Here is a 13,616-nt window from a genome sequence, read left to right as displayed (position 1 = left end):
GATACCGCGCTCTACACGACCGGTAACAACGGTACCACGACCGGAGATGGAGAATACGTCTTCGATTGGCAGCAGGAATGGCTTGTCAATCGCACGCTCTGGTTCTGGGATGTAAGAATCCAGGTAGCCAGCCAGTTCGATGATTTTCTCTTCCCACTCTGCTTCGCCTTCCAGCGCTTTCAGAGCAGAACCACGAACGATTGGGGTATCGTCGCCTGGGAAATCGTACTGAGACAGCAGTTCACGAACTTCCATCTCTACCAGTTCCAGCAGCTCTTCGTCATCAACCATGTCGCATTTGTTCAGGAACACGATGATGTAAGGAACGCCTACCTGACGACCCAGCAGGATGTGCTCACGAGTCTGAGGCATTGGGCCGTCAGTCGCAGCTACTACCAGGATCGCGCCGTCCATCTGCGCAGCACCGGTGATCATGTTTTTAACATAGTCGGCGTGGCCTGGGCAGTCTACGTGTGCGTAGTGGCGAGTCGGGGTGTCATACTCAACGTGAGAGGTGTTGATGGTGATACCACGAGCTTTTTCTTCTGGTGCGTTATCGATCTGGTCGAATGCACGAGCAGAACCACCGTAGGTTTTTGCCAGAACGGTAGTGATTGCAGCAGTCAGGGTAGTTTTACCATGGTCAACGTGGCCGATAGTACCAACGTTGACGTGCGGTTTTGTACGTTCAAATTTTTCTTTAGACACGGCTATATTCCTTACTATAGTGCTCTCCCCTCAGGAGAGAGCACGGGACTTAGGTTTTAATCCTGTGGATTACTTACCACGGGCTTCAATAACGGCCTGAGCAACGTTGTTAGGCGCATCATCATACTTCAGGAATTCCATGGTGTATGATGCACGACCTTTGGTCAGAGAACGCAGCTGAGTTGCATATCCGAACATTTCAGACAGCGGAACTTCAGCGTGGATCTTAACGCCAGTTACTTCGGATTCCTGACCGCGCAGCATACCGCGACGACGGCTCAAGTCACCGATAACGTCACCGGTGTTCTCTTCAGGAGTTTCTACTTCAACCTTCATGATTGGCTCAAGCAGAACTGGTTTTGCTTTCTTAAAGCCTTCTTTAAAGGCAATAGACGCTGCCAGTTTAAACGCCAGTTCAGAGGAGTCAACGTCGTGGTAAGAACCGAAGTGCAGACGGATACCCATGTCAACAACCGGATAGCCAGCCAGAGGGCCCGCTTTCAGCTGTTCCTGGATGCCTTTATCAACGGCAGGGATGTATTCGCCAGGAATTACACCACCTTTGATGTCGTTGATGAACTCGTAACCTTTCGGGTTAGAGCCCGGCTCCAGTGGGTACATGTCGATCACAACGTGACCGTACTGACCGCGACCACCAGACTGCTTAGCGTGTTTACCTTCGATATCGGTAACTTTCGCGCGAATCGCTTCGCGGTAAGCAACCTGAGGTTTACCCACGTTCGCTTCAACGTTGAACTCGCGCTTCATACGGTCAACGATGATGTCCAGGTGCAGTTCACCCATACCTGCGATGATGGTCTGGTTAGATTCTTCATCAGTCCATACGCGGAATGATGGGTCTTCTTTCGCCAGACGGCCCAGAGCCAGACCCATTTTTTCCTGGTCAGCTTTGGTTTTTGGTTCAACCGCGATGGAGATTACCGGCTCAGGGAATTCCATACGCTCCAGAATGATCGGGTGATCCGGGTCACACAGGGTGTCACCGGTGGTCACGTCTTTCAGACCGATAGCTGCAGCGATGTCGCCCGCACGAACTTCTTTGATCTCTTCACGTTTGTTAGCGTGCATCTGTACGATACGGCCAAAACGTTCACGCGCCGCTTTCACGGAGTTCAGGATGGTGTCACCGGAGTTAACCACACCAGAGTAAACGCGGAAGAAGGTCAGGTTACCCACGAATGGGTCGGTAGCAATTTTGAACGCCAGTGCAGAGAACGGCTCGTCGTCGCTTGCGTGACGCTCAGCCGGAGTATCTTTACCGTCGTCCAGGATGCCGTTGATCGCAGGAACGTCAACCGGGGATGGCAGGTAGTCAACTACCGCATCCAGCATCGCCTGAACACCTTTGTTCTTGAACGCAGAACCACAGGTTACCAGGATGATTTCGTTGTTCAGAACACGCTGACGCAGAGCTTTTTTGATCTCTTCTTCAGACAGTTCTTCACCACCCAGGTATTTCTCCATCAGCTCTTCAGAAGCTTCAGCAGCGGATTCGATCAGGTTCTGGTGCCATTCGTCAGCCAGGTCCTGCATCTCAGCCGGGATATCTTCGTATTCGAAGGTAACGCCCTGGTCTGCATCGTTCCAGTTGATGGCTTTCATTTTCACCAGGTCGATAACGCCGGTGAAGCCTTCTTCAGCACCAATTGCCAGCTGCAGCGGAACAGGGTTCGCGCCCAGACGGGTTTTGATCTGACCAACAACTTTCAGGAAGTTAGCACCCATACGGTCCATTTTGTTAACGAACGCGATGCGTGGAACTTTATATTTGTTCGCCTGACGCCATACGGTTTCAGACTGTGGCTGAACACCACCAACTGCGCAATAAACCATTACCGCGCCGTCAAGAACACGCATGGAACGTTCTACTTCGATGGTGAAGTCAACGTGCCCTGGGGTGTCGATGATGTTTACGCGATGCGGTTCGTACTGCTTAGCCATACCTGACCAGAATGCAGTAGTCGCTGCGGAGGTGATAGTAATACCACGCTCCTGCTCCTGTTCCATCCAGTCCATGGTGGCTGCGCCGTCATGAACTTCACCGATTTTATGGTTTACACCGGTGTAGAACAGAATACGTTCGGTAGTAGTGGTCTTACCGGCGTCGATGTGCGCACTGATACCGATGTTACGGTAGCGTGCGATGGGTGTTGTACGAGCCATTTGATTCCTCGTTTGTTTCTTTAGGCGTTCAGTTAAGTAACCCAGAGCGGGCAGCTTCTCTGAAGCGCCCGCCTGGTGACTAATACTCCGAAGGGATTACCAACGGTAGTGTGCGAACGCCTTGTTGGCTTCTGCCATACGGTGAACGTCTTCACGTTTCTTAACTGCAGTACCTTTGTTTTCTGCAGCATCAGAAAGTTCGTTCGCCAGACGCAGAGCCATGGATTTATCACCGCGTTTACGAGCAGCTTCAACGATCCAACGCATTGCCAGGGCATTACGACGAACCGGACGAACTTCAACTGGAACCTGATAAGTAGAACCACCAACGCGGCGGGACTTAACTTCTACAGTTGGGCGAACGTTGTCGAGAGCGACTTCGAAAGCTTCCAGTTCATTTTTACCAGAACGCTGAGCCAGGGTCTCCAGCGCGCTGTATACGATTGCTTCTGCAGTAGATTTTTTACCATCTACCATCAGGATATTTACAAATTTTGCCAGCAGTTCTGATCCGAATTTCGGATCTGGAAGAATTTTACGCTGACCAATGACGCGACGACGTGGCATGGGAATACTCCGTTGTTAATTCAGGATTGTCCAAAACTCTACGAGTTTAGTTTGACATTAAGATAAATCAGTTTGGCCTTACTTAACGGAGAACCATTAAGCCTTAGGACGCTTCACGCCGTACTTGGAGCGAGCCTGCTTACGGTCTTTAACACCTGAGCAGTCCAGCGCACCACGAACGGTGTGGTAACGAACACCCGGAAGGTCTTTAACACGACCGCCACGGATCAGGATCACGGAGTGCTCCTGCAGGTTGTGACCTTCACCACCGATGTAGGAAGTCACTTCGAAACCGTTAGTCAAACGCACACGGCATACTTTACGCAGTGCGGAGTTTGGTTTTTTAGGAGTGGTGGTATACACACGAGTACATACACCACGTTTCTGCGGGCATGCTTCCAGCGCAGGCACGTTGCTCTTTGCAACTTTGCGTGCACGTGGTTTGCGTACCAGCTGGTTAACTGTTGCCATTAAATAGCTCCTGGTTTTAGCTTTTGCTTCGTAAACACGTAATAAAACGACCTCATACAATATGAGGACGCGAAATTTTAGGGCTACGTCGAAAAGGTGTCAAGAAATATACAGCGATCTCAAATCACCAGTTCATTTGACTGGCGTGCGTCACAGTAAGATTGACGAAATCAGTATAGCCAACCACGTCAATTTTGGCTGAAATTTGACCAGAAAGACCCCGCGCATCCAGATCGTCCTTTAGCGCAGAGACAGTTATGGGGGCATTTGTAAGGATTTCAACGAAACGGCTGCCTTCCAGCGCAGCAAGTACGCCATCCTGAATCAGCAGCAGGTCATCACCTTCGCGCAGCATGCTCAGTAGCGTGTCGATATCACATTGCCACGGTGAGCGGCTCAGGGTATGGAGCATGGCAGCCTCAGAAAGTCAGAACAGTGTCGTAGTGAGAGAGTTGTTCGCGCAGCGCAGCAGAAGACAGGCACGTGACATCCAGAACAAAAGGCGTCTTCTCATCTAATCCGCGAGCGGCCAGCGAGTCGGCACACACATAGAAGGTTTCAATGTCGTACAGCGGCAACACTTTAAAGGTGGCGATGTAATCCCGCATCAAAATCGCCTGCGGTTGCTGGCCCGCCAGAAGCTGAAACACCCCGTCCCCTAAAAAGAAGACGCCGATCTCCTCGGTCAATGCAGATGTCGCGAGCAGCGCATCCAGCCCTTCTCGGCCCGATGCGCTACCGTGCGGGGCAGTGGTAAAAACAAACGCGATGCGTTTCATCAGAATTGCACCACTCGGTCACAGGTGAGCGCAGCCTGCGCCAGCGCGCCCAGACCACTTAGTGAAAATCCGGGCTGCAGGTTGGAACCGGCTAAACCAAGACGCGCGGCTTCGGTTGTATCAGCCACACCGCGACGCAGGGCCGCTGCCACGCAGATATGCAATTCAACACCCTGCGTCTCATTTAACGCCTGCCAGGCGCGCACCAGATCAAACTCATCGCTGGCCGGCGACGTAAACTGGTTCGCGTTATAGACCCCTTCCCGATAGAAGAAGACGCTCACCAGTTCGTGTCCGGCTTTTAGCAGCGCCTGGGCAAATTGCAGCGCGCTGCTGGCCTGCTGAGTGCCATACGCCGGGCCTGTCACCATTAACGCAAAACGCATTACTTATCTTGCCCCAGGAAATCACCGCTTTTGAACTGGCGAATATAGAGGTAGACCGTATGTTTGGAAATGTTCAGGCGGTCAGCCACCTGATTGATGGCGTCTTTGATATCAAAAATGCCTTTTTCATAGAGATTCAGCACGATCTGACGGTTCTTGGCGTTATTCGATACGTTGCGATCGGCATTCACCTCTTCAATCGTGAACTCCAGCGTCTGCGTGACGAGATCCTCAACTGAAGAGGCAAAGTTAACAGAAGAGCCCACGTCTGGCGTTTCAGGCGGAATAAAGGTGCTCATGATTTGCGAGAATGGCACATCAAGGTTCATGTTGATGCACAGCAGTCCGATCACACGATGCTCGCGATTTCGAATAGCAATGGTTTCTGATTTCATCAGCACGCCGCTTTTGGCGCGAGTGAAATAGCATTTGGAGACGCTGCTGTCCGCGCCGGTCATGTCATGCAGCATACGCAATGCAAGGTCGGTAATTGGCGAACCAATTTTACGGCCAGTATGCTCACCATTAGCAATGCGGATGGCGGAACACTTCAGATCTTGCAGGGAGTGCAATACGATTTCGCAGTGGGACCCAATGAGCATCGCTAACCCGTCCACCACCGCTTCGTAGGATTTCAGAATATCGAAGTCGGTCTGGTCGAAAGGACGTTGATCCAGCAAATCAAGTTCACTGGTTTCGTTGGTTAAAAGCGACCTGGACATGAAAAAAACACTCCTTTTCAGGAGCCTGTCGTTAGGTTTTCAGGGCAGGCTCATTATCTACACGGACAACTAAATTAATACAGCGTACCTGGCACTTTCCAGTGTTAATTATATCTGCCCCACAATAAAAAAAACCGCCGCCTTAAAGGCGGCGGTTTTCATCACATTACTTCTTCGCGTCTGCGGCAGCTTTTTGATCTGCCTGCGCTTCTGGTTTCGCATCGGCTTTCGGTGCCGGTTTGATATCCAGCAGCTCTACGTCAAACACCAGCGTAGAGTTGGCAGGGATACCCGGAACGCCGGTTTTGCCATAGGCCAGATCCGGTGGGATAACCAGCTTGATCTTACCGCCTTTCTTGATGTTTTTCAGACCTTCGGTCCAGCCTGGGATCACACCATCCAGACGGAAGGAGAGCGGCTCACCGCGGGTGTAGGAGTTATCGAACTCTTTACCGTCGATCAGCGTACCTTTGTAGTTCACCACGACAGTATCGCTGTCTTTCGGTGCATCACCGGTACCTTCTTTCTCAACTTTGTATACCAGGCCGGTAGAAGAGGTTTTTACGCCCTTCTCTTTAGCAAAGGTATCGCGGTAGGCTTTGCCTTTCGCTTCGTTGTCTTTCGCGTCCGCTTCCATCTTCGTCTGAGCGGCACCTTTCACACGCGCTTCGAACGCCTGCAGAGTCTGTTCAATTTCCTGGTCAGACAGTTTGCTCTTATCAGCAAACGCATCCTGAACACCCGCGATCAGCTGAGCTTTGTCCAGTTTGATGCCCAGTTTCTCTTGTTCTTTCAGAGAATTTTCCATGTAACGACCCAGAGATGCGCCCAGTGCGTAGGCAGATTTCTGGTCGTCATTTTTGAACGCCGCTTTGCTGTCTGCAGTTGCAGCAGGCTTCGCAGCAGTATCAGCAGCGAAGGACAGCGGCGCGTTCAGCGCAACAGCCATCGTCGTCGCCAGCAGCGTTACTTTAAACAGTGATTTCATCCATATCTCCAGGGCCTGGGGACTCTCACCCCAGCATTAAACGTAAATGAGCTACGTACTATAAAACGTTGTGGAAGAAATCTACAGACAGACTCTCCCGATTCTCGCCACTTTTAAGACTATTTTTGTTTAAATAAGTTTCTTGCCAAAGGGATGGATACTGCACTAAGGAACAAACTCAGTTAAACTTCGCCGCCGCTGGCCCATTATGGCGAATCAGAAACAGACGAGGTGAATGATGAAGGACACAACGATTGAAGCGAGACTGGCTGAACTGGAAAGCCGCCTGGCTTTTCAGGACATCACCATCGAAGAGCTTAACCAGACCGTGACCGCGCATGAACTCGAAATGGCGAAACTGCGGGATCATATGCGCCTGCTGACGGAAAAGCTGAAGGCTACGCAGCCGTCAAACATCGCCTCACAGTCTGAAGAGACGCCACCACCTCACTATTGAGGCGAAAAAAAAGCGGGATAATCCCGCTTTTTTATTTTCCGTTATACGGAATTAGTGGCAGCCACAGCCGCCGTTACCGCAACCACCTTTACCGTGGTCGTGACCATGGTCGTGGCCGTGGCCACCGCAGCAGCCGTCATGGCCGTGATCGTGGTCATGGTCGTGACCGTGCGCACCGTGAACGTGGCCATGAGCCAGCTCTTCTTCGGTTGCTTCACGGATAGCGACAACTTCTACGTTGAACTTCAGGTTCTGGCCAGCCAGCATGTGGTTGCCATCAACCACAACGTGGTCGTCTTCAACTTCAGTAATTTCAACCGGAACCGGGCCCTGGTCAGTTTCCGCCAGGAAGCGCATGCCAACCTGTAGTTCGTCAACGCCCATGAACACGTCTTTAGGAACGCGCTGAACCAGGTTGTCGTCATACTGGCCGTATGCGTCGTTCGCGCCTACAGCAACGTCAAATTTATCGCCAACTTCATGACCTTCCAGCGCGTTTTCCAGGCCGGAAATCAGGGAACCGTGACCATGCAGGTAGTCCAGCGGCGCACTCACCGGAGACTCATCAACCAACACACCGTCTTCTGTACGTACCTGATAGGCCAGGCTGACCACCAGGTCTTTTGCTACTTTCATGATATCTCCTGAGCGTGGGAAAATTGCTGGCGCAGATTGTAGCGGAAATCTGCACCCGTGTACCCTTTAGCTTAAAAAAACTCAGGGCATATCGCTAGTCCGGATGAAAAATGCCGATCACTTGCTCTTCTTTGCGCACATGATCGCGTGCTTCTTTGTCGGCCTCACGCATCTGGTGGCCGCACTTAACACACTCAACAACATCAATATTATTTTCACGCCACATTGCCAGAGTATCTTGCGCCTGGCAGGAAGGGCACTTTGCGCCCGCAATAAAGCGTTTACGTACAGCCATATTTGGTTACCCTTTATTCAAATTCGTCCCAGCAGTCCAGCTGGCGTCGTTCCTGCTGCATCTCGCGCTGGAAAATCTCCTCCAGCTCGCGACGCGCTTCCCGCACGCGGGAAATCTGCGCCGTATCCGTGTGTACGGGCATCAGCTCGCGCAGCATTCGCATATCCAGCCGTCGGAAGTGCATCTGGGCCCGCTGCGCCTGATGCGGGTGCATACCCAGCGAAATCAACGCCTTGCGCCCCAGCTCAAGCGCACTGGAAAACGTCTCACGCGAGAAGTGTTTCACACCCGCCTGCAACAGTTCGTGCGCTTCAACACGTCCCCGCGCACGCGCCAGAATATGCAGATGCGGGAAATGCTGCTGGCAGAGTTCGACCAGCTTCATCGTATCTTCCGGATCGTTACAGGTTATGACGATCGACTCAGCCGCCTCGGCACCTGCGGATCGCAGCAGTTCGAGCTGCGTCGCATCGCCGTAGTAAACCTTGTAACCATATTTGCGCATCAGGTTGACCGCGCTGATATCCCGCTCCAGCACCGTGATGCGCATTTTGTTCGCCATCAGCAGACGACCAATCACCTGCCCGAAGCGGCCAAACCCCACCACAATCACCTGCGGCTTATCGTCTTCCACCCACGGGGCTTCGTCTTCATCGTCAGCCGGGTTTAAGCGGCGCGACAGCAGTTTATCCACCAGCTTCATCAGCAGCGGCGTGGTCATCATCGACAGCGTGACCGTCACCAGCAGAAGCGCCATCTGATCGTCTTTGAACAGTTTCTGGGACGATGCCGTAGAGAACAGCACAAACGCGAACTCTCCCCCCTGGCTTAGCACGCTGGCAAACTGCATACGTTCCGAACTGCGCAGCCCGGATATACGCGCCAGGACATACAGCACCAGCGTTTTCACCGCCACCAGCACAGCCACGCTCACAATAACCCACAGCAGATGGGTATAGAGCACACCGAGATTGAGCGCCATGCCCACCGAAATAAAGAACAGCCCTAACAGCAGCCCTTTAAAGGGTTCGATCGCAATTTCCAGTTCGTGGCGGTATTCGCTCTCGGCGAGCAGCACCCCGGCGATAAACGTACCCAGCGCCATCGACAGCCCCAGCGCGTCCATAAACAGCGCAGAGCCTAATACCAGCAGCAGCGTTGCGGCGGTAAACACCTCACGCACGCCTGACGCGGCGATGAAGCGGAACACCGGCCGCAGCAGAAAACGCCCCCCAATCAGCATGCCCGCAAAAGCCAGCACCTTCATGGAGACTTTTGCCCAGTCAAAGTGATCGTCACCCGGCCCGGCCAACAGCGGCACCAGCGCTAACGCCGGGATCACCGCTAAATCCTGAAACAGCAGCACCGAAAAGCCCAGTTGCCCCGACTCACTGCGGTTCATGCCCTTATCCCGCATCAGCTGCAATGCCATCGCCGTTGAGGACATGGCAAGGCCAATACCGCCGATGGTCGCCGCCTGCCACGAAAAGTCAGTGAGCATCAGCAATCCGGCCAGAATGGCCGCGCTGAACAGCACCTGCGCCGCGCCAACGCCAAAGATAGAGCGTCGGAGCTGCCACAGCTTTGACGGATTAAGCTCCAGGCCAATGATGAACATCAGGAAGACCACACCCAACTCGGAGAAATGGAGAATTTCATCGACATCGCTGATGAATCCCAGCCCCCAGGGGCCAATCGCGATCCCCGCCAGCAGATACCCGAGTACCGCGCCAATACCGAGCCGTGCGGCCAACGGTACAGCCACCACCGCGGCAAACAAAAACAGCACCCCGGCGAGGAGTAAATTCGATCCTTCCATTAACGCCCTCCTGCCGGAATCGGTGATGCCAGCCATTCTCCGTACGCTCTGGCGTGGCTCGCCAGCGCCTTCGGATCCTGACGCCGTGCCCAGTAGACAATAATCGGGCTCATCCAGTGCATTCGGCACATCGCCGCCGTCAGTTCAAACGGTCGCAGGATATCGCTCATCGGATAACGGTTAAGGCCATCGTAGCGGTAGGCGCTCTCCGGCTCACCGGTGGTAATCACACTACGCCAGTACTTTCCCGCCAGTTGGTTGCCCCCCACCCCGCTGGAAAACCCCCGGCTCAGCACCCGATCCAACCACTCTTTCAGCAGGGCCGGACAGCTATAGGTATAGAGCGGATGCTGGAACACAATCACATCATGCTGACGCAGCAATTCCTGCTCGTACGGAATATCGATAAAGAAATCAGGGTAGTGCGCGTAGAGATCGTGCACCGTCACGTTACTGAGCTGAGTAGCCGGCTTAAGCAGGACGCGGTTTGCCACCGAGTCCTGAGATTCCGGATGGGCATACAGCAGCAGCACTTTTGCTGTCTGAGACATCACTCCCCTCCCGGTTCTGTTTCTGTTTTTGTGTATCGTCGTTGTTTTGGGCTACCATGGCGGCCCGGTGCGGAAAATGGCCCACACCTTACATTATCATAATGACAAATTAACATAGTCGGAACATACGGCGCTTCTATGATTGTTTTCTCCTCGTTACAAATTCGCCGCGGCGTGCGCGTCCTGCTGGATAACGCCACCGCCACCATTAATCCAGGTCAAAAAGTGGGTCTGGTCGGCAAAAACGGCTGCGGTAAATCCACCCTGCTGGCGCTGCTGAAAAACGAGATTAGCGCGGATGGCGGTAACTTTACTTATCCGGGAAACTGGCAGCTCGCCTGGGTAAACCAGGAGACGCCCGCCCTGAGTGAGCCGGCGCTCGACTATGTTATTGATGGCGATCGTGAATACCGTAAGCTGGAAGCGGAACTGAACGCCGCCAACGAGCGCAACGATGGCCACGCCATCGCCACCGTCCACGGCAAGCTGGACGCCATCGACGCGTGGACCATTCGCTCCCGCGCCTCCAGCCTGCTCCACGGCCTGGGGTTCAGCAACGAACAGCTTGAACGTCCCGTCAGCGACTTCTCCGGTGGCTGGCGTATGCGTCTTAACCTGGCGCAGGCGCTGATCTGCCGCTCCGATTTGCTGTTGCTCGATGAACCGACCAACCACCTCGATCTCGATGCGGTCATTTGGCTGGAGAAGTGGCTCAAGAGCTATCAGGGCACTCTGATTCTGATCTCCCACGACCGCGACTTCCTCGATCCGGTGGTGGATAAAATCATTCATATCGAACAGCAAAATATGTTCGAGTACACCGGTAACTACAGCTCTTTCGAACGCCAGCGCGCAACGCGCCTCGCTCAACAGCAGGCGATGTACGAAAGCCAGCAGCAGCGCGTGGCGCATCTGCAGAGTTTTGTTGACCGCTTCAAGGCCAAAGCCTCAAAGGCCAAGCAGGCCCAGAGCCGCATCAAGATGCTGGAACGCATGGAGATGATTGCCCCGGCGCATGTGGATAACCCGTTCCACTTTAGCTTCCGCGAGCCGGAGAGCCTGCCAAACCCGCTGCTGAAGATGGAAAAAGTGAGCGCCGGATACGGTGATCGCATCATCCTCGACTCCATCAAACTCAACCTGGTGCCGGGTTCGCGCATTGGTCTTCTGGGGCGTAACGGTGCCGGTAAGTCAACGCTCATCAAACTGCTGGCGGGCGAGCTTAACCCGGTAAGCGGCGAAATCGGTCTGGCGAAAGGCATCAAGCTTGGCTACTTCGCCCAGCATCAGCTGGAGTTTTTACGCGCGGATGAATCCCCTATCCAGCATCTGGCACGTCTGGCGCCGCAGGAGATGGAGCAGAAGCTGCGCGACTACCTCGGCGGCTTTGGCTTCCAGGGTGATAAGGTCACTGAAAACACAGAGCGTTTCTCCGGCGGCGAAAAAGCGCGTCTGGTGCTGGCGCTGATCGTCTGGCAGCGCCCGAACCTGCTGCTGCTCGATGAACCGACCAACCACCTCGACCTTGACATGCGTCAGGCGTTGACCGAAGCGCTGATTGAGTTTGAGGGCGCGCTGGTTGTGGTCTCGCACGATCGGCACCTGATCCGCTCCACCACGGACGATCTCTATCTGGTGCACGACGGTAAAGTCGAGCCGTTTGACGGCGACCTGGAAGACTATCAGCAGTGGCTGACGGACGTGCAGAAGCAAGAGAACCAGCCGGAAGAGTCGGCGAAAGAGAACGCCAACAGCGCGCAGGCGCGTAAAGATCAGAAGCGTCGTGAAGCTGAACTGCGTACTCAGACTCAACCACTGCGTAAAGAGATTGCCCGTCTCGAAAAAGAGATGGAAAAGCTCAACGCCACGCTTGCCGCCGTTGAAGAGAAGCTGGGCGACAGCGAACTGTATGACCAGAGCCGTAAAGCGGAGCTGACCGACTGTCTGCAAACCCAGGCGAAGACCAAATCCAGCCTCGAAGAGTGCGAAATGGCATGGCTGGATGCCCAGGAACAGCTGGAAGCGATGCTGCAGGCTGACTGACACGCCGGGAGGGTTATGGGTTTCGATATCACGAGCGACATTACATTCCGTAAGCTCAGCATCTTCATGACGTTTATGGAGAAGGGCAATATCGCGCGTACTGCCGAAACGCTGGGTCTGAGCGGCGTCAGCGTGCATCGTGCACTGCATACTCTGGAAGAGAACGTTCGCTGTCCGCTCTTTACCCATAAGGGACGTAACCTGATTGCCCTTCCGTCCGCCTGGACGCTGCTGGAGTATTGTCAGGAAGTTATGCAGGTGATGGAGCGCGGGCTGGAAGAGTCCCGTAAAGTTGCCGGTATTGGTCAGGGACGGTTGCGCGTCGGCACGCTCTACTCGCTGACGCTGGAAACCGTGCCGCGCCTGATCATGGGCATGAAGCTGCGTCGCCCGGATCTGGAGATGGATCTGACCATGGGCTCTAACGATACGTTGCTGCATATGCTTGACGACGGTACGCTGGACGCGATCCTCATCTCGATTTCCGAAAGCAATATCGACCGCAACAGCCTTGAAGTCCTCCCCCTGTTTCATGATGACATTTTCCTGGCCGCGCCTGCCTCTGCCACGCTGAATACCAGCGGGCTGGCGGATTTACGCGATTACAAAGATCAGAAATTTGTCTCGCTGGCAGAAGGGTTTGCCACCTATGCGGGGTTCCAGGAGGCATTTCATATCGCCGGATTTGAACCGGAAATCGTCACCCGCGTGAATGACATTTTCTCAATGCTCAGCCTGGTTCAGGCGGGCGTCGGCTTTACGCTGATGCCGGGCAGGATGAAGAAGGTCTACGAAAATTCGGTGCAGCTACTGAAGCTGGCAGAACCGTACCAGATGCAGCAGCTTATCGCGATTGTGTTCGCCCGCAACCGCGAGCAGGACCCGAGCCTGCGGGCATTAGCCGCCGAAGGGCGGATGTATGCGCGCAGCCTGCAGGAAAGTGTGTGATACAAAACAAGGCAACCGAACCCGTAGGCCCGGTAAGGCGTAGCCGCCACCGGGCTAAAAAT

Annotated in this window: 16 protein-coding genes; 3 read left to right on the top strand and 13 right to left on the bottom strand. The window is 54.0% G+C overall.

Annotated elements, in window-relative coordinates:
- The 9 genes from AX755_RS10940 to fkpA all read right to left on the bottom strand — a co-directional run.
- The coding region (locus tag AX755_RS10940; RefSeq protein ID WP_073971439.1) for an elongation factor Tu at positions 1 to 708 on the bottom strand (708 nt) is incomplete at its 3' end.
- Between the two features lie 69 nt (positions 709 to 777).
- The gene (gene fusA / locus AX755_RS10935; RefSeq protein WP_029882142.1) at positions 778 to 2,892 is read right to left on the bottom strand and encodes an elongation factor G; all 2,115 of its coding nucleotides are present in this window, start codon (positions 2,890 to 2,892) and stop codon (positions 778 to 780) included.
- Positions 2,893 to 2,988: 96 nt separating this feature from the next.
- Positions 2,989 to 3,459 carry a 30S ribosomal protein S7 gene (gene rpsG / locus AX755_RS10930; protein ID WP_003861706.1) on the bottom strand — a complete coding sequence of 157 codons (471 nt, stop codon included), beginning with the start codon at positions 3,457 to 3,459 and terminating at the stop codon, positions 2,989 to 2,991.
- Between the two features lie 96 nt (positions 3,460 to 3,555).
- A complete protein-coding gene (gene rpsL / locus AX755_RS10925; RefSeq protein WP_000246815.1) occupies positions 3,556 to 3,930 on the bottom strand; it encodes a 30S ribosomal protein S12 in 375 nt (124 codons plus the stop codon).
- Positions 3,931 to 4,054: 124 nt separating this feature from the next.
- Positions 4,055 to 4,342 carry a sulfurtransferase complex subunit TusB gene (gene tusB / locus AX755_RS10920; RefSeq protein ID WP_013099033.1) on the bottom strand — a complete coding sequence of 96 codons (288 nt, stop codon included), beginning with the start codon at positions 4,340 to 4,342 and terminating at the stop codon, positions 4,055 to 4,057.
- 7 nt (positions 4,343 to 4,349) lie between these two features.
- Complete coding sequence (gene tusC, locus AX755_RS10915; protein ID WP_013099034.1) at positions 4,350 to 4,709, bottom strand: sulfurtransferase complex subunit TusC; 360 nt, start codon at positions 4,707 to 4,709, stop codon at positions 4,350 to 4,352.
- Positions 4,709 to 5,095, bottom strand: a complete 387-nt coding sequence (tusD, locus tag AX755_RS10910; RefSeq protein ID WP_020686857.1) for a sulfurtransferase complex subunit TusD — start codon at positions 5,093 to 5,095, stop codon at positions 4,709 to 4,711. Before tusD ends, tusC begins: the two co-directional genes overlap by 1 nt.
- Entirely contained in the window at positions 5,095 to 5,817 is a 723-nt protein-coding gene (locus tag AX755_RS10905; protein WP_003861697.1) for a helix-turn-helix transcriptional regulator, read from the bottom strand. The genes tusD and AX755_RS10905 overlap by 1 nt, the downstream gene beginning before the upstream one ends.
- A gap of 166 nt (positions 5,818 to 5,983) precedes the next feature.
- Positions 5,984 to 6,805 carry an FKBP-type peptidyl-prolyl cis-trans isomerase gene (gene fkpA, locus AX755_RS10900; protein WP_013099036.1) on the bottom strand — a complete coding sequence of 274 codons (822 nt, stop codon included), beginning with the start codon at positions 6,803 to 6,805 and terminating at the stop codon, positions 5,984 to 5,986.
- A gap of 238 nt (positions 6,806 to 7,043) precedes the next feature.
- Between fkpA and AX755_RS10895 the strand changes: the two genes are divergently transcribed.
- Entirely contained in the window at positions 7,044 to 7,262 is a 219-nt protein-coding gene (locus AX755_RS10895) for a protein SlyX (protein WP_003861693.1), read from the top strand.
- A 51-nt stretch (positions 7,263 to 7,313) separates the two neighbouring features.
- On the opposite strand, the gene slyD is transcribed toward AX755_RS10895, so the two are convergent.
- From slyD to kefG, 4 genes are all read right to left on the bottom strand, one after another.
- Complete coding sequence (gene slyD / locus AX755_RS10890) at positions 7,314 to 7,898, bottom strand: peptidylprolyl isomerase (RefSeq protein WP_013099037.1); 585 nt, start codon at positions 7,896 to 7,898, stop codon at positions 7,314 to 7,316.
- 94 nt (positions 7,899 to 7,992) lie between these two features.
- Positions 7,993 to 8,193: a YheV family putative zinc ribbon protein gene (locus tag AX755_RS10885; RefSeq protein ID WP_013099038.1), complete on the bottom strand. Its 201-nt coding sequence runs from the start codon at positions 8,191 to 8,193 to the stop codon at positions 7,993 to 7,995.
- Between the two features lie 13 nt (positions 8,194 to 8,206).
- On the bottom strand, positions 8,207 to 10,012 hold the full coding sequence (gene kefB / locus AX755_RS10880) for a glutathione-regulated potassium-efflux system protein KefB (protein WP_062856751.1): 1,806 nt from the start codon (positions 10,010 to 10,012) through the stop codon (positions 8,207 to 8,209).
- Positions 10,012 to 10,563, bottom strand: a complete 552-nt coding sequence (gene kefG / locus AX755_RS10875; protein WP_029882146.1) for a glutathione-regulated potassium-efflux system ancillary protein KefG — start codon at positions 10,561 to 10,563, stop codon at positions 10,012 to 10,014. The genes kefB and kefG overlap by 1 nt, the downstream gene beginning before the upstream one ends.
- A 138-nt stretch (positions 10,564 to 10,701) precedes the next feature.
- Here kefG and AX755_RS10870 point away from each other — a divergent pair, with 138 nt between their 5' ends.
- Both AX755_RS10870 and AX755_RS10865 read left to right on the top strand, forming a co-directional pair.
- Positions 10,702 to 12,606 (top strand): ABC transporter ATP-binding protein, encoded by a 1,905-nt coding sequence (locus AX755_RS10870; protein WP_013099041.1) that lies wholly within the window; start codon positions 10,702 to 10,704, stop codon positions 12,604 to 12,606.
- Between the two features lie 15 nt (positions 12,607 to 12,621).
- Entirely contained in the window at positions 12,622 to 13,554 is a 933-nt protein-coding gene (locus AX755_RS10865) for a LysR family transcriptional regulator (protein WP_013099042.1), read from the top strand.
- The last annotated feature ends 62 nt before the right edge of the window (positions 13,555 to 13,616 follow it).

The organism is Enterobacter sp. SENG-6 (genome assembly GCF_001605945.1).
Taxonomy (GTDB): Bacteria; Pseudomonadota; Gammaproteobacteria; order Enterobacterales; family Enterobacteriaceae; genus Enterobacter; species Enterobacter cloacae.
This window is presented reverse-complemented; position numbering and strand designations above follow the sequence as displayed.